Source organism: Pseudomonas sp. NFACC16-2 (assembly GCF_900119205.1).
GTDB lineage: Bacteria > Pseudomonadota > Gammaproteobacteria > Pseudomonadales > Pseudomonadaceae > Aquipseudomonas > Aquipseudomonas fluorescens_Q.
The window spans coordinates 47,671-62,671 of record NZ_FPIX01000016.1 but is presented as its reverse complement, the minus strand read 5'-3'; the positions used below and the strand labels follow the sequence as shown (position 1 = coordinate 62,671).

The following is a 15,001-nucleotide window of genomic DNA, read 5'->3' as shown; positions in this document are numbered from 1 at the left end:
TGACGCCATGGAATTGGTAAACAAGACCCGCCTCGTCGGCGGCTATACGACCTCAACCGATAAAACGGGCCGTGAATGGCTGGTCGTGGTGGCGAAAGGGACCTATGGCATTCCAGATCACCCTGGACATCCGCCGCGCCTGCTTGAACAACAGGTTCCGCTGATCATGGCCGATGTATTCCCAGGGGAGCCCTGCGAATCAGCCGCGTTATACGAAAACGATTTTGCGCTGCACAAGCCCCGCTGCGATGTTCTGCTTAATGGTCACTGCTACGCCCCCAACGGTGAGCCGGCAACAGAGGTGAACGTAGCGCTGAAAGTGGGGACCCTCGTCAAGGCATTCAAAGTGATTGGGGCACGAAACTATGAGGATAGCGCCCTCTCACACTCGATAAGCAAACCTGTTCCATTCACCACAATGCCAATTACCTACGCGCAGGCTTTCGGCGGCGTGGATCGCACGCATGCGGACCCGGCCAAACACAAATGGTACCCATGGAACCCGGTTGGAGCCGGATTTTACCCCTCGGCAAGCAGTGCCCAGACCAATGGCTTGCCGCTCCCCAATACCGAAGAACTGGACAGGCCGGTCACCGCTCCCCACGAACATTACAAGCCAATGGCATTTGGCCCGATTGGTCGGGCATGGCGGCAGCGTATCCAATGGGCAGGCACTTATGATCAGGCGTGGCTTGATCATCAATTCCCATTTCTTCCCGAAGATTTTGACCTGCGCTACTTCCAATGCGCACCCGAGGACCAGCAAATCGATTATCCCCGTGGGGGCGAAGAAGTCGCGCTGCTTAACCTGAGTGATAAAGGCCGCTCGGCATTCAAGCTTCCGGCAAACCTGAAGCTAGCGATGCTTGTCGTTTTTCATGACGACAGCACACGGGAAGCCGCCGCCGTGGTCGACACCATCATTCTTGAACCAGACGCGAATCGCCTGACGCTGACATGGCGAGCTTCTTCACCCCTCGGGCGCAACATCAGGGAGGTGGCCAAGGTCATCATCGGGCAAACCGCCGCTCAGTTCGAACAGGCCAAGGCCAACGAAGAACGCATGCGCGCGAAACAACACTTCAAGTCATTGGCTCAACTCATCGCGTGGACAAAGGAAGCCTATCCTCCCGCGGAAGAGGAAACATGAGCTCCATGCAGGGGCACGCCCTCTTCATTACCAGCATGGGCATGGCGTGTCCCGTGGGCTTGTGCGTCGCCAGCGCCTGTGCTGCCAAGCGCGCCGGGCTGTCGGCACTCCAGGAGCTGCCGTTTTTTGACAACGCGTGCGAACCGATCATCGGCGCGGCGGTGCCCGGCCTTGACCTGGCTCTGCCGGCAGCAGCGCGCATGTCCGAGCTCATGCAGCATGCACTGGTCGAGTTGATACAGGGTGCGCCGAAGCTGGATTGGACAGAAGTACCATTTCTGCTGTGCCTGGCTGAACCGGAGCGCCCCGGAATCAATATCAGGGATATAGCCCAGGCCGTCATACAGGACGTATCTTCCAAGTTGGGCATACGGTTCCATCCAACGCATTCCAGGGTCATCCCCTCCGGCCATGTTGCCGGCATGCATGCCCTTCATGAAGTCAGTCGATTAATGCAGGAAACACGGGTCCCCGCCTGTGTGGTGGCGGGTGTTGACTCACTGCTCAGCGCCTTGACGCTGCAGTGGCTGGACGAGCATCGCCGGCTGAAAACGGCCACTCACAATGACGGCTTGTTTCCTGGTGAAGGGGCTGCGGCCATCCTGATTCAGGCCTATCGGCAGCCTGGCACCTGTTTGAAAATCTCAGGCCTGGGCTTTGGGCAAGAAGAGGCGCCTCTTTTGTCGAGCAAACCCCTGCGAGCAGGCGGGCTGACCGACGCTGCTCGTACGGCACTCGCACAGGCCAGGCTGGGTCTGCATGAAATTGATCTGCGCCTGTCCGATGTCACGGGAGAGCAATACGGGTTCAAGGAACTTCCGTTGATGGAGGCCCGGCTTTTTCGGACAGTGCGAAAAGAGGATCAGCCACTGTGGCATTGGGCAGAGGCCATGGGTGACACCGGGGCCATTGCTGGAATCGTCCAATTGATACTCGCCGACCAGGCCTTTCGCAAAGGCTATGCACCGGGAACCACCGCGATCTGTCTGAGCAGTGCCCTGGCCGGTGCACGCGCGGCGGCTGTCGTGTGCGACCTTAGCCAGCCAGAGGGGGACCTATGAGCTGCGACGTTTACGCAAACGGCGATGAGATTGCATGCAAGGCGGGTGGCGGCAAGGTCATCGCGGCGTTCCCGGATGTCTGCCTGACACCACCGCCACCTCCGGGGGGGCCCATCCCGGTGCCCTATCCGGACACCTCGTTTTCCAAGGACATGAAGAAAGGCAGCAAGACCGTCAAGATCGAAAACAAGGAGATCATGTTAAAAAATCGCTCCTTCTATAAAACCTCCCCGCTGGGCGATGAAGCCGCCACAAGAAGCCAGGGGGCCGGTGTCATCACTCACGTCATCACCGGCAAGACCTATTTTGTTTCATGGTCAATGGATGTTCTTTTCGAAGGCCAGAACGTAGACCGACATACCGATCTCACCACATCGAATCATGCCAGTCCTGCAGCGAATGCGGCCGTGCCCATGGTCAACACCGCCAAATACAGTCCGGTGCAACAAGACGCCAAGGTCCCGGGCAAACACAAATGTGAATGTTGCGGCGGCGCGGCGCACTCCAAGGCTCAAGCGAACGGGGAGTACATGACGGAAGACCAGTTCTACGGCACCGCAGAAAATCCCAAGAATGCAGCCGTCCTCGCCAAAGTCCGGGCCAATCCCAAGTGCAGGCACCTGTTGCCACCCGCCGGAAAGCAACCGAGCGGCTGTAATAAGTACTACGTAACGAGCAAACGAGAGAAAGCCAACATTGAAAATGATTGGGCGATTAACCGGCCAGGCTATATGCGTTGGAAAGAAGTGGGCCAAGGAGAGCCGGTGGCGCATAGAGTCCCCAAGGCGGCCGGAGGTTGTCCGTCCGGGCAAGGGAATCTCGCCCCTACTGGCAAGAAGTGTGAGAAGCTCGAAGGAGAGCTGAGCGCACTTCAAGAGACACGCATCAATAGTTTTCCAAGGCCCGAATGATGAAAGCCTCTATTTACAAGCACACCCAAAGACCCGCTTTCCTTCAAGACAGCTTCTATTGGAAAGGACGTGGATATCACTACAGCGGGAGCGCCCCGGCAGAAGTATTGTCACCTGACGGATGGATGAGCAATGACCCGTGGATTGCCCTTGCTGCGATTCTGGAGCATGCCAAGCGTGGAAATTACAGCCATGTCTCCCAACTGCGCAAATGGATAGTGGACCCCGATTGCGATCCAACACTGGTATCGGCCTGCCTCGGCCTGACCGCTGATGCAGGGCTCGACACTGACCTGGATTTCCTGGCCGAACTCATACTCGAAGGCCCCACTTACCTTCGCATCGAGGCGTGCCTGGCAGCCCAGTGGTCTGGTGTGCTGTGGCTGATACCTTTCATGGTTGAGGCATGGCGTACGTTTGCGCGTCGGGCCGACCGAGCCGCCGTGGAAGCCAATTTAACCAATCTTCTTGACCCCATCGAAAACGAACCCGAGTTTTTTGACAGTGGCCTGAACGAAGTCGACTACAAAGCGGCTGTCGATTCACGACTTAGCCAATTGCAGGACGCTTATGGCAGCGATCGCTGCTCAATTTCCGGGGGGATGCCCGTCGACATGAACAAACAAGTCTGGGTCATGAGAAAGTCCCTGGTTCCTTCAGGCACTGACGAATGGATCGATTGGAGCAACTTTCTCATCTGGAGGCGTAAATTCGAGGTGTATTCCGGCGTCGACTGTTCCAGCTTCTACGGAAAAAACGGCGAGTTTCAACCGCTGAATGCGGCCGCTATCCTGGACCGATACATGGCCTCTCCCCTGCACTTCGAAGTCGGTAAACGCTACTTCTTTGGAAACCTGGTGCCGTAACAAGACAGAGACGTCATGGTCCCCATCTCATCAATGATCGAGCAACATGCCGAAGAAGCTTGCTTCCTCATCCTCCTGCACGATCACGCCGTGCGCGCGCCCCACTATGACCTTGATGACCTCGGCAAACTGGACGAACGCATCGACGCTCATCTCGATGGCCTGCGTATTGCTGGCTCAACGAGCCTGGAAATTCTGCTGACCCAGCTTGGCCCGCACACCGTCGGAGAGATGTTCGCCTGTGTGCTGCTGGCCTTCGAGACGGCCAATGCGAAGGTACTGTCGCGGCTCAGCGAGCACTTGCGAAGTGCCATGGAAACGGAGCGCGGTTACCTGATGGCCCTGGGCTGGCTCGACTGGGAACGGATATCGCCCTGGATCGAGCGCATGCTCGCCTCCCCCGAGCCCTTGTTTCACCGCCTCGGCCTGGCGGCCTGCGGCATGCATCGCCAGAATCCCGGCCCTATCCTGCTGACCGAACTGTCCCACGCCGACCCCAGCGTGCTGGCACGTGCCGCCCGCACGGCTGGCGAGCTGCGCCGACGTGACCTGCTGCCGGCGATTCGTGCCCACCGCCAACATGAAGACGCCGCCACGCGCTTCTGGGCCAACTGGGCCACCACCCAGATGGGCGACCAGCAAGCCTTGGAGGCTCTGCGCCCATTCGCCGAGCAACCGGGCGAGTTCCAGTACCGAGCGCTCTGCGTACTGCTGGCCTGGCAAGAACGCGAACCCAGCATCGCCTGGATACGGCAATGGGTACAGGATCCCCGGGATCGGCGCATCGGCCTCCAGGCCCTCGGACTGCTGGGCGATCCGGTTTGCGTGCCCTGGTTGATCCAGCAGATGAGCGACCTGCCCTATGCCCGCGTCGCCGGCGAAGCCTTCAGCATGATCACCGGCGCGGACCTGGCGTTGCTCGATCTGGAATTGCAGGCCCTGCCGAATTTCGATGCGGGCCCGAACGACAACCCTGAAGATCCCAATGTCGCCATGGACCCCGATGAAAACCTGCCCTGGCCCGATTCACAGGCAATCGAAAGATGGTGGCAAGCCAATGGCGGACACTTCCAAGAGGGTACTCGTTATATGCTGGGATCGGCCCATAGTGAACACAGCTTTCAGCAAGCCCTTGTCCGCGGTCAGCAACGCCAGCGCATCGCCGCCGCCTGCGGTCTCGCCCGCTTCCGGCCAGACGTGGCGCTTTTCCCTACCAACGCACCGGCCTGGCGGCAAAAGCGGTTGTTGGGGATGACGGCGGTGTCCGGGCGTTGATCAGGATGTTCATATAGCGCGCCAACGCCTGGCAATCACTTACCCCCCTTTGGAGGCACCATGCCAAACGCAACTGGACAGAACCCTGTGGCACTCATCAGTGGGGTTGGAAGTGAGATCGGCATCGGCATGGCGATCGCCCGCAGACTGGGTACTGCAGGTGCCAGGCTGATCGTCACCGCCAGCAGTGCACGCATCAACGATCGAGTCGCAGAACTGCGCGCCGAAGGGTTCGAAGTCGAAGGCCGGGCCCTCGATCTTACCGATGAAAACCAGGTACGTGAGTTTATGGCATGGGCGGAGTCCCTCTGGGGCCAGATCGATATCCTGGTCAACAACGCGGGCATGGCCATGCAAGGCAGCCCGGAGTTTTTTTCCGACGTGGCAAGCATGGATCTGCACACCTGGAACCTGACGCTGGCGCGAAACCTGACCACGGCCTTTCTTCTTACACGGGCAGTTCTGCCCGGCATGCGGGCACGTCGTTACGGGCGCATCGTCAACATCAGTTCCACGACCGGCACCCGCTGCAGTAACCCCGGTGAAGCGGCCTACAGCGCCGCGAAGGCGGCGATGGTCGGAATGAGCATGAGCCTGGCGCTGGAAGTCGCCCAGCAAGGGATCACTGTAAACAGCGTCGCTCCCGGCTGGATCACCACAGGATCGACCACTCCAGAGGAAGCCAAAGCTGCCGAATACACGCCGATGGGCCGCGCCGGACGTCCCGAAGAGGTCGCTGCACTGGTGGCTTTCCTTGCTTCTTCAGAGGCGAGCTACCTCACGGGGGAAGTTATCGTCGTGGATGGCGGAAACTGCCTGGTGGAGAACAAGGCTCCTTGATCCGAACAGGCTTCCCAGGCATTCGCCATGGCACCTGCCAGGCTGGCGTCTGATTCACCGAGCAGGTCAGAGCAGCTTCCAGGTGTAACTGAGGATCAACCGGTTCTCGTCGATGTCGCTGCGGTAGTTAGAACGCGCCATGACGTTGCGCACGCGGACCCCCAAGCCGCTTAAAAAACCGTTCTGGAACGCGTAGCCGATATCCAGATCGCGCTCGCGATCCTTGCCCTCAAAACCCGCACCGGTGTTCACGTTGTCGCCCGTGATGTAGCGCACCGTCGTCGTGAGGCCGGGCACGCCCATCGCAGCGAAGTCATAGTCGTAACGAGCCTGCCAGGAACGCTCATCGGTATAGGCGAACTCATAAGTTGGCACCTCGTTGCCCAGAGGCGTGATGTTGGCGAAAACCCTGGGGAACGCACTGTCGCCATACATCGCCTGGTAACCGACATAAAAGGTGTGGCCACCACGCTTTGCAGACAGCAACGAAAAGAACGCCTGGTTATCGATTTTCCCCAGCATTTCACTGCCGTCCTCGCTGGCGTCGTAATAGCCGAGATTGGCGCCCAGAACCCAGTCGCCCATGGGCTGGCTGTGCTTGAAACCAATGAAGTCCTGGGCATAGATGTCTTTTAACTGGCCGTGCCAGAGGCTGACGCTGGTGCGATTGCTGTTGAAGCTGTAATCGCCGCCGAGGTAGTTGAAAGCATCGCTTTCAGCCTGGCGTGCAGGCACATGGCCTAGCATGGCGATCATTTTTTCATCGCCGGCTTCGTTGCGCAGGCTGGTCGTCGACAAGTGACCTGCTTGCACCGTCAGACCACTGATCTCGCTGGAGCTGATGCTCACCCCCTGATAACTCGGGGGCAACAGACGTATGTCGCTGAAGGAGAGTACCGGAAGATTCGGTTGCAGCTCCCCGACCTTCAGTTCGGTTTTAGAGACTTTCGCTTTGAACGTCAGGCCCAGACGGCTGTAATCGTCAGCCGCACGGCCATCGTCCGTGACCGGCAACAACCCGGTATTGACCCGGTCAGGGCTGCTGTCGAGCTTGAGGCCCAGCGTCCCTAGCGCATCGATGCCGAATCCCACAGGCCCCGGTGTGTAGCCGGACTTGAACGTCAGGATGAAACCTTGCCCCCACTCCTCGGCCTTGGATTGCCGATTTGCGCCGACGATGTCGGAATAGTCCCGGCTGAAGTAATAGTTGCGAGCTTGCAAGGTGGCGGTGGAACCTTCGAGCAAGCCCTGGTCTGCCGCCGACGCGACGAGTGGCACGCCCAGGAGTGAAAGCCAGAAACGCGGTACGGTCTGCTGATTCATGTTGTGCTCTTATTTATTGTTATTTATCGACAGTTCATGGGCCCGCCGTCATGACGTGCAGGCTATTACGCTCGGTGTCAGGCCTTTACCGAGGGCGCTTCAATCGCAGCAGGCAGGGCGCGACGTTCGTTCAGGGCGAAGGCGGTCATTGCCAGCGCCGCAATAGCGCCCGGAATGGCAAAGGCCATGAAGTTCAGTTGCAGGGGCAATTCGATCCCCATCAGTGCGCCGCCCAAGAGCGGACCGACGATTGCGCCGTTGCGACCGATTCCGGAGGCCCACCCCAGGCCCGTGGAGCGAATGTTCAAGCCATAGAGCTGTGCGGCCCCGGCGTACAACAGGATTTGCGTGCCGATAGTGGTAGCGCCGGCGATGAAGATGAGCAGGTACAGCACCGGCATCGGGCTATTGATACCCAGCAGGCTGATGGAGAGTGCGGCAGCAAGGAAGAACCCGATCATGACCTTCACCAGATTCAGCCGATCCCCAAGCCAACCTCCCAGAATCGCGCCTGCCATGCCGCCAAAATTCAGGGCCAGCAAGAACGTCAGGCTTGAACCCAGGCTGTAGCCGGAGTTGGCCATCAGCTTGGGCAGCCATGAGCTCAATGCGTAGACCATCAGCAGGCAACAGAAAAACGCCACCCAGATCGCCACCGTTCTTACACCGAGGCCATTCCTGAACAGCTCCAGTACTGATGCGCCCTTGCCCTTGGTTTCATTTAGTTGAAGCGTGTCCTCGACGCCGATTTCACTCCCTGGCGCCAGGCGCTCGAGCAGCGTACGGGCCTGTTCGGTGCGGCCCTGGCGGATGAGAAAGCCAATGGACTCCGGGAGGTAGTGAAGAATCAACGGCAGAAGCAACAATGGCAGGGTCGCGGCGAAGAACATCGATGACCAACCAAAACGCGGCAGCATGAAGATGCCGACACCGGCCGACAGCATGCCGCCGAGGGAATAGCCGCTGAACATCAACGCAACCAAGGTGCTGCGCATTTTTTTCGGCGCGTACTCGTTCATCAGCGCGACCGCGTTGGGCATCAGCCCCCCACATCCAAGCCCGGCGATGAAACGGCACACGCCGAACTCGCCGGGCGTGCTGGCGAAACCATTGATCACCGTCGCCATGCTGAACAGCGCGAAGCAGATGGTGATGCCTTTCTTGCGGCCGATCTTGTCGGCCAGACTGCCGAATACCAAGGCACCGAACATCATGCCAAACAGTGCATAGCTGCCCAGCGCGCCGGCCTGCAGAGGCGTCAGCCCCCACTCCTTCATGATCGCCGGCAAGACCACGCCGTAGATGAACAGGTCATAGCCGTCAAAGATCAACAGCAAGGCGCATAGGCCCATGACCAGCCAATGGAAGCGCCCGAAACGGGCGTTGTCGATGATCGAATGTACGTCGATGGTCCGCATGGCTTCACTCTCATTATTTTTGTTGTGTGAGATCCGTAGGTACTGCCGCAGCGTCAGCCCAGGTCGCCGCCCCCTACCGGCAAGGTCACGCCGGTGATGTAGGAAGCCTCATCTGATGCCAGGAACAGAATGGCGCCGACTTGCTCATCGAGGGTCCCGTAGCGTTTCATCAGGCTACTGTTGATGGTCTGATCGACGATTTGCTGGTACCAGACCCGCTCCTGCTCGCTTTGCGGCTGGCTGTTGCGCGGGATGCGGCGCGGTGGTGCTTCGGTGCCGCCGGGTGCCGTAGCGTTGACCCGGATGCCGCTGCCGGCGGTTTCCAGTGCCAGACAGGCAGTCAGCGCATTGACGCCGCCTTTGGCCGCACCATACGGAACGCGATTGACGCTGCGCGTGGCAATCGATGAAACGTTGACGATCGCGCCGCTACCCTGTTCGAGCATGTAGGGCAATACGCTGTGGCAGCACCACAGCGTCGGGAACAAGGAGCGGCGTAGTTCGGCTTCGATTTCATGTTCGGCGTAGTGCTCGAACGGTTTGGCCCAGATCGTCCCGCCAACGTTGTTGATCAGGATGTCGATACGCCTGAAACGCGCCTTGGCCGTGAACATAACCTGTGCGCACTCCGCGTATTGCTCCAGGTCAGCCGTCAAGGTGAGCGCATGTTCATGCTGCAGTTCGTGGACCAGTTCAGAGCGGTCGACGGCAACGAGTAACGCGCCCTCCTCCAGCAATCGCTCGGCGACACGCCGACCGATGCCCTGGGCCGCGCCGGTGACCAGCACGACCTTTTCGTTGAAACGTGGGTTCATTTCAGTGTCCTCAGGCGGCGTCGCCAGTGACGATTGCGTTGGGCGTGAACTTCTCGTAGTGGAAGCTGGCCGGGGCGACACCTTGTTCCTTGAAATACCGGCGTACGGCATCAACCATCGGCGGTGGCCCGCAGAGGTACACGTCGACATCACCGTTGTTGAGCACGGCTGGCGCCATGTGCTGGGTGACATAGCCTTGGCGAGGATGAGCGGTTCCGGGGTCTGCCACGCAGGTCACGAAACTGAAGTTCGGCAGGCGCGCGGCGAAGGCTTCCAGGGCCTCGACCATCACCAGGTCCTGATCGCGAGTCACACCGTAGATCAGCGACACCAGCTGGGTTTCTGCGCGCTCGGCGAGCACCTCGAGCATCGACAAGAACGGCGCAAGCCCAGTGCCGCCAGCCAGGAACAACAGCGGCCGAGTCACTTCGCGCAGATAGAAACTGCCCAATGGCCCGGTCATGGCGACGCTCTCGGCTTCCTGAGCGCGTTCCAGCCAACCGCTCATCAGGCCGCCGGGGACATGCTTGATCAAAAAACTGGCGTGCTTTTCACCTGGGCGGCTGCTGAATGAGTACGAACGCGTCTGGCCGCTGCCCGGTACCTCGATGTTGACGTACTGGCCTGGCAGGAAAATCGGCGCCTGGTCCAGTTCGAAGCTGATTTCCAATGCCGCATCGGCATGCCGAGTAATGCCGGTGACGCTGGCAGCGAACCGGGTGGTGCCGGTCTTGCAGGCGCTGGATGGCACCGGCACGGCGATGACGCAGTTGGATTGCGGCACCATCTGGCAGGTCAGGACTTGCCGTTCCTGCGCTTCTTCCTCCGTCAGCGCGTCGTCGATGTACTCGTCGCCCAAGTCATAGACACCGGTCTCGCAGCGGCATTTGCAGGTGCCGCAAACACCGTCCGAGCAATCCATGGGCAGATTGATGCGTTGGCGAAAGGCGGCATCCAGCACCTTCTCACCCACTTTGCAGTCGATGAAACGGGTCACGCCGTCTTCAAAATTGAGGGCTATGGAATACGTCATGGCGCTGGTCTCAGATGTGATAGATGTCGATGACCTGATGGATGTAGTCGTTTTTCAGCACCACCTTCTTGCGCGTGATCAGCGGCTGTTCCGCGCTGATGTCCAGGTGATAGAAAGATGTGCCGAAATACGTGTCCGTGGTCTTGTAGCGATGGCTGAGGGTTTGCCAGTTGAACCGCAGCTCCACGTACCCAGCCTCTTCAGCCAGTACCTCGAGGTTGGTGATGAAATGCACGGTCCGCGGCTCTGGCATGCTGGCACTGGAACGTTCGGTCTTGATGCGGAAAACTCGGTCTTCCAGGCCGTCGCGGCTGGGGTAATACACCAGCGAAATCTCACTCTGCGGGTCCTGCGTCAGCGTGTCGTGGTCATCCCACGCCGGCATCCAGAACTCGACCTTGGGCGAGTAGCACTCCAGCCACTCGTCCCACTGGCGATCATCCAGCAGGCGTGCTTCGCGGTAGAGAAAAGCCAGCAGGCTGTCACGGGAAATGCTCACGGGCGCACCTCCTTGTCGGTGGCAATCAGGCCTTGTCGCTCCAACTCAATCGCTCGTTGCAGGCTGGCGGCCCAGTGGGCGTGCTGACGGACGAACAACCCCTCGTCCTCGGTTTTCACCCCGCTGAGTTGCGGGTTCATGCCCATGGCGCGTGCATTTTCGTCAGCCCCCTCGATCCACTGCTTTGCGCCGCGGCTCAGGTCATTCCACAAGCTAGTCGCCCCCTGATAACCGGTCTGGCAGGCACGGAACTCTTCCAGGTCGTCCGGCGTGCCCATGCCACTGACGTTGAAAAAGTCCTCGTACTGGCGAATGCGGGTCGTGCGCTCCCGGGCACTTTCACCCTTGGGCGCCATGCAATAAATCGTCACTTCGGTCTTGTCGACGGCGAGGGGCCGTACCACGCGGATCTGCGTGGAGAACTGGTCCATCAGGTAAACGTTGGGATATAGGCAGAGGTTGCGGGTCTGGTCGACGATGAAATCGGCACGCTCCTGGCCTAGGCGCTCGGCGAGGGCCTCACGGTGCGCATGCACCGGACGCACTTCGGGATTGAGCAGGCGGGTCCACAGCAGGATGTGCCCATGTTCGAAGGCATAGACACCGCCCAGGCTCTTCGACCAGCCATTGGCATCCACGGTGCGGGTGCCTTCGGCCTCATAGTTGCGACGGCCCATGGTTGCCGAGTAATTCCAATGCACCGAGCTGACGTGATAGCCGTCGGCACCGTTCTCGATCTGCAGTTTCCAGTTACCGTCGTAGGTGTAGGACGAACTGCCGCGCAGCACTTCCAGCCCCTCAGGCGCCTGGTCGACCATCTGGTCGATAATGACTCGGGTTTCGCCCAGGTAATCACTCAGTGCCGGAACCGCTTCGCTGAGACTGCCGAACAGGAAGCCGCGATAGTTCTCGAAACGGCCCAGGCGCTTTAGGTCGTGGGACCCGTCGCAGTCGAAAGTGTCGGGGTAGGCGCCGGTCTTGGCGTCTTTGACTTTGAGCAGCTTGCCGGCATTGCTGAAGGTCCAGCCGTGGAACGGGCACGTGAATGAGCCTTTGTTACCCTGCTTGCGTCGGCACAGCATGGCGCCACGGTGAGCACAGGCATTGACCAGGCCGTGCAGCGCCCCTTGTTTGTCGCGAGTGATAACGACGGGCTGACGGCCAATGTAGGTGGTGAAGTAGTCGTTGATGTCCGGCACCTGGCTTTCATGCGCCAGGTAGACCCAACCACTTTCAAAAATATGCTTCATCTCCAGAGCGAACAGTTCGGCGTCGGTGAAGATGTCGCGGCGGCAGCGGAAGACCCCGGTAGCGGGATCTTCCTGAACGGATTCGCTGAGTTGACGGGCGAGTCTGTCGAGCGTGCTGATCATGGGGGTAGGCCCTCGGTTGTTCTTGTATCAGGCCCCCTCACCCTACGTGTTCACTTGCGGCGTCAATATCCACGTACTGCAATTCGCTATCCGCGTGGCGCGGCCTGTTCACGCTGGCGCCGCCAAGTCTGCGAAGGCAGCTCGCCAAAGCGCTTGCGGTAGATCTCGGAGAAGCGGCCCAGATGCAGAAAACCGTGGTCCAGCGCGACTTCGGTAACGCTGCGCGCCGTTGCGGCTTGCAGTTCGGCATGCACCCGCTCCAGCTTGCGTTGGCGCATGTAGTCCCTGGGTGAAAGGCCGACCTTGCGCTCGAACAGCGTGTACAGCGAGCGCTCGCTAACCCGGGCAACCGCCATCAACTGTTCGACGCTGACGTCTTCGGTCAGGTGTTCCTCGATGAACTGCCGCACGCGCTCGAAACCAGATCCTTCCTCAGCTCGGGGGGCGACTCTCAAGACGTTGCTTGCCAGCAGCGCCAGCAATTTGTTGGCGACGATCCGCTCGTACAAGCACGGGACCTCACCTTGCGCCGCGTTCTCGGCCTCATGGCAGATCAACCCCAGCAGTTGCACAAAACCACTCAACTCTTTGAGCTCGTGGCGCTCGGACACGAACCGGATCCCTTGCTGCGGAAGCGTCCAGTGCTGCTCCAGACAGGCGTTTTCCAACAGCCTTACCGGCATTTTGACGATGAATTTTTCGCAGTCGGCCGAATACGTCAGGTCGACCGGGTCATCCGGGTTGATCAGCAGAATCTCGCCTGCCCGCAAAACCTGCTCTTTACCTCGGGCAGCGGATCGGCAATGCCCTTGAAGCAGGATCTGCAGGTGATAGATCGTCTCCAGCGCCGTCGAGGTGACCCGCACCGGCGCGCCATAACTGATACGACACAAGTCCAGGCTCGAGAACGTGCGATGGCTGATGCTCGCCTGAGGACGGCCTTTGGGCGGCAGGCGAATGCAGTGACTGCCCACGTGTTGGTTAACGTAATCCGACACGGCATAGGCATCTGCGCGGTCGAAAATCTGGCTGCGCTCACTCAATAACACGGTCATGTTGGCGCCTCTTTTTGTTGTTTGCTCAAGACCAGGCGGAAGCCACAAAGCCCCCGTCAGCAATCGCTGCGGGGGCTTGGGTGTCAGGCGTAACGATGAATCACACCTCCAGCGCTCGCACTCGCTCGGGACGGCTTTCGTCTTTGGGCGCGGCGGTCGGTTGAAGGACAAAGTCGAACACGATATCCGCCCGCTGGCCGTTGGCGTCGTCGCTGAAGCGAATCTCGGCGATCAATTCGTCACGGGTTGCATAAGCAAAATCATCGTGCAGGTATCGGTCCCCTGCCAGGTTGATTTGCGTCGTCAGGTGACGATGTCCAGGCGCCGAAATGAAGAAATGAATGTGTGCGGGCCGCTGGCCATGACGCCCCAGCTGGTCAAGCAATTGCTGGGTCGGACCATCCGGCGGGCAGCCGTAGCCCGAGGGCACGATGCTCTGGAAACGATAGCGTCCTTCGGCGTCCGTCAGGATCCGCCGACGCAAGTTGAATGCGGACTGCGAAGGGTCGAAATATGAGTAGGTACCGCCGGTATTCGCGTGCCAGACATCGACCACCGCGTTGACCAGGGGCTCGCCATCGGTGTCGCGTACCTGGCCGGTCATGAACAACACCGTGCCGGGGTCCTGGCCGTCATCGAGGCGGGCAAAGTGCTCCGACAGCGGCGCGCCGGCCACATACAACGGGCCCTCGATGGTCCGTGGCGTGCCGCCGACCTGGCCGGCCTGTTCATCTTCGGCGTCCATCAGCATGTCCAGGTAATGTTCGAGTCCCAGCCCCGCGACGACCAGGCCAGCCTCCTGGCGGCGGCCCAAGTCGTTCAGGTAGTTGACAGCCTTCCAGAACTCTTCGGGGGTTACCTGAAGGTCCTCGATGAGCTTGATCGAGTCATTCAAGACACGATGCACCACCTGCTTCATCCGTTGGCTCCCGGTGGGTTGGTCGAAACCGGATGCCTTCTCGAGGAATTGCTGCACTTCAGCGGTTTGGGAGATACGAACGGTCATGGCTTTTGCCCTCATCAGTATTATTTGTTCTTGTCGATGTCAGTGCTGCGAATCGGGTGAACTCAGCGGTCGTCGGCATGGATCGAAGATGGATGTCGGCACATCGGTGTCACGTCGATCTCCATGTAGGGGTACAGCGGCAATTGCATCAAGGTGTCGTGCAACGCCTGGTTATCCGGCACATCAAACACGCTGACGTTGGCGTAGAGTCCGGCCAGGCGCCACAGATGACGCCAGGTGCCTTCGTGTTGCAGGCGCTGCGCAAGTTCTTTCTCGTCGGCCTTGAGCTGAGCAGCTGTTTCAGGCGGCATATCGGCCGGGAGCCTGACGGTCATGCGTACGTGGAAAAGCATCTCGTGGGTATCCTCTTGGCTAA

Annotated in this window: 15 protein-coding genes; 6 read left to right on the top strand and 9 right to left on the bottom strand. The window is 59.7% G+C overall.

Annotation, left to right across the window (positions count from 1 at the left end):
* The first annotated feature begins 7 nt into the window (after positions 1-7).
* The 6 genes from BT116_RS15305 to BT116_RS15280 are packed head-to-tail and all read left to right on the top strand — an operon-like array spanning position 8 to position 6,103.
* Entirely contained in the window at positions 8-1,150 is a 1,143-nt protein-coding gene (locus BT116_RS15305) for a DUF2169 family type VI secretion system accessory protein (RefSeq protein ID WP_072345253.1), read from the top strand.
* Positions 1,147-2,211, top strand: a complete 1,065-nt coding sequence (locus BT116_RS15300) for a 3-oxoacyl-ACP synthase (RefSeq protein WP_256572578.1) — start codon at positions 1,147-1,149, stop codon at positions 2,209-2,211. The genes BT116_RS15305 and BT116_RS15300 overlap by 4 nt, the downstream gene beginning before the upstream one ends.
* Entirely contained in the window at positions 2,208-3,122 is a 915-nt protein-coding gene (locus tag BT116_RS31590; RefSeq protein ID WP_072345251.1) for a DUF4150 domain-containing protein, read from the top strand. The genes BT116_RS15300 and BT116_RS31590 overlap by 4 nt, the downstream gene beginning before the upstream one ends.
* Positions 3,122-3,988 (top strand): hypothetical protein, encoded by an 867-nt coding sequence (locus tag BT116_RS15290; RefSeq protein ID WP_170845949.1) that lies wholly within the window; start codon positions 3,122-3,124, stop codon positions 3,986-3,988. The genes BT116_RS31590 and BT116_RS15290 overlap by 1 nt, the downstream gene beginning before the upstream one ends.
* 15 nt (positions 3,989-4,003) lie before the next feature.
* Positions 4,004-5,263 carry a TIGR02270 family protein gene (locus BT116_RS15285; protein WP_072345247.1) on the top strand — a complete coding sequence of 420 codons (1,260 nt, stop codon included), beginning with the start codon at positions 4,004-4,006 and terminating at the stop codon, positions 5,261-5,263.
* A gap of 60 nt (positions 5,264-5,323) precedes the next feature.
* On the top strand, positions 5,324-6,103 hold the full coding sequence (locus BT116_RS15280; protein WP_072345245.1) for an SDR family NAD(P)-dependent oxidoreductase: 780 nt from the start codon (positions 5,324-5,326) through the stop codon (positions 6,101-6,103).
* Between the two features lie 66 nt (positions 6,104-6,169).
* On the opposite strand, the gene BT116_RS15275 is transcribed toward BT116_RS15280, so the two are convergent.
* The 9 genes from BT116_RS15275 to catC form a co-directional block, all read right to left on the bottom strand.
* Entirely contained in the window at positions 6,170-7,426 is a 1,257-nt protein-coding gene (locus tag BT116_RS15275) for an OprD family porin (protein ID WP_072345243.1), read from the bottom strand.
* A gap of 77 nt (positions 7,427-7,503) precedes the next feature.
* A complete protein-coding gene (locus BT116_RS15270) occupies positions 7,504-8,844 on the bottom strand; it encodes an MFS transporter (RefSeq protein ID WP_072345241.1) in 1,341 nt (446 codons plus the stop codon).
* 53 nt (positions 8,845-8,897) lie between these two features.
* Positions 8,898-9,659 (bottom strand): 1,6-dihydroxycyclohexa-2,4-diene-1-carboxylate dehydrogenase, encoded by a 762-nt coding sequence (locus tag BT116_RS15265; protein ID WP_072345239.1) that lies wholly within the window; start codon positions 9,657-9,659, stop codon positions 8,898-8,900.
* Between the two features lie 10 nt (positions 9,660-9,669).
* A complete protein-coding gene (benC, locus tag BT116_RS15260; protein ID WP_072345237.1) occupies positions 9,670-10,692 on the bottom strand; it encodes a benzoate 1,2-dioxygenase electron transfer component BenC in 1,023 nt (340 codons plus the stop codon).
* 10 nt (positions 10,693-10,702) lie between these two features.
* Positions 10,703-11,191 carry a benzoate 1,2-dioxygenase small subunit gene (benB, locus tag BT116_RS15255; RefSeq protein WP_072345235.1) on the bottom strand — a complete coding sequence of 163 codons (489 nt, stop codon included), beginning with the start codon at positions 11,189-11,191 and terminating at the stop codon, positions 10,703-10,705.
* Complete coding sequence (locus tag BT116_RS15250) at positions 11,188-12,564, bottom strand: Rieske 2Fe-2S domain-containing protein (RefSeq protein ID WP_072345233.1); 1,377 nt, start codon at positions 12,562-12,564, stop codon at positions 11,188-11,190. The genes benB and BT116_RS15250 overlap by 4 nt, the downstream gene beginning before the upstream one ends.
* 86 nt (positions 12,565-12,650) lie before the next feature.
* Entirely contained in the window at positions 12,651-13,619 is a 969-nt protein-coding gene (locus BT116_RS15245) for an AraC-like ligand-binding domain-containing protein (RefSeq protein ID WP_072345231.1), read from the bottom strand.
* 100 nt (positions 13,620-13,719) lie between these two features.
* Positions 13,720-14,625 (bottom strand): catechol 1,2-dioxygenase, encoded by a 906-nt coding sequence (gene catA / locus BT116_RS15240; RefSeq protein ID WP_072345229.1) that lies wholly within the window; start codon positions 14,623-14,625, stop codon positions 13,720-13,722.
* A 62-nt stretch (positions 14,626-14,687) separates the two neighbouring features.
* Positions 14,688-14,978, bottom strand: coding sequence for a muconolactone Delta-isomerase (catC, locus tag BT116_RS15235; protein ID WP_072345227.1), 291 nt, complete (start codon positions 14,976-14,978; stop codon positions 14,688-14,690).
* Between the last annotated feature and the right edge of the window lie 23 nt (positions 14,979-15,001).

Excerpts from the sequence above, each read along its gene's own strand:
- BT116_RS15305 (WP_072345253.1), top strand. The coding sequence starts at position 8 with ATGGAATTGGTAAACAAGACCCGCCTCGTCGGCGGCTATACGACCTCA.
- BT116_RS15300 (WP_256572578.1), top strand. The coding sequence starts at position 1,147 with ATGAGCTCCATGCAGGGGCACGCCCTCTTCATTACCAGCATGGGCATG.
- BT116_RS31590 (WP_072345251.1), top strand. The coding sequence starts at position 2,208 with ATGAGCTGCGACGTTTACGCAAACGGCGATGAGATTGCATGCAAGGCG.
- BT116_RS15290 (WP_170845949.1), top strand. The coding sequence starts at position 3,122 with ATGAAAGCCTCTATTTACAAGCACACCCAAAGACCCGCTTTCCTTCAA.
- BT116_RS15285 (WP_072345247.1), top strand. The coding sequence starts at position 4,004 with ATGGTCCCCATCTCATCAATGATCGAGCAACATGCCGAAGAAGCTTGC.
- BT116_RS15280 (WP_072345245.1), top strand. The coding sequence starts at position 5,324 with ATGCCAAACGCAACTGGACAGAACCCTGTGGCACTCATCAGTGGGGTT.
- BT116_RS15275 (WP_072345243.1), bottom strand. The coding sequence starts at position 7,426 with ATGAATCAGCAGACCGTACCGCGTTTCTGGCTTTCACTCCTGGGCGTG.
- BT116_RS15270 (WP_072345241.1), bottom strand. The coding sequence starts at position 8,844 with ATGCGGACCATCGACGTACATTCGATCATCGACAACGCCCGTTTCGGG.
- BT116_RS15265 (WP_072345239.1), bottom strand. The coding sequence starts at position 9,659 with ATGAACCCACGTTTCAACGAAAAGGTCGTGCTGGTCACCGGCGCGGCC.
- benC (WP_072345237.1), bottom strand. The coding sequence starts at position 10,692 with ATGACGTATTCCATAGCCCTCAATTTTGAAGACGGCGTGACCCGTTTC.
- BT116_RS15250 (WP_072345233.1), bottom strand. The coding sequence starts at position 12,564 with ATGATCAGCACGCTCGACAGACTCGCCCGTCAACTCAGCGAATCCGTT.
- BT116_RS15245 (WP_072345231.1), bottom strand. The coding sequence starts at position 13,619 with ATGACCGTGTTATTGAGTGAGCGCAGCCAGATTTTCGACCGCGCAGAT.
- catA (WP_072345229.1), bottom strand. The coding sequence starts at position 14,625 with ATGACCGTTCGTATCTCCCAAACCGCTGAAGTGCAGCAATTCCTCGAG.
- catC (WP_072345227.1), bottom strand. The coding sequence starts at position 14,978 with ATGCTTTTCCACGTACGCATGACCGTCAGGCTCCCGGCCGATATGCCG.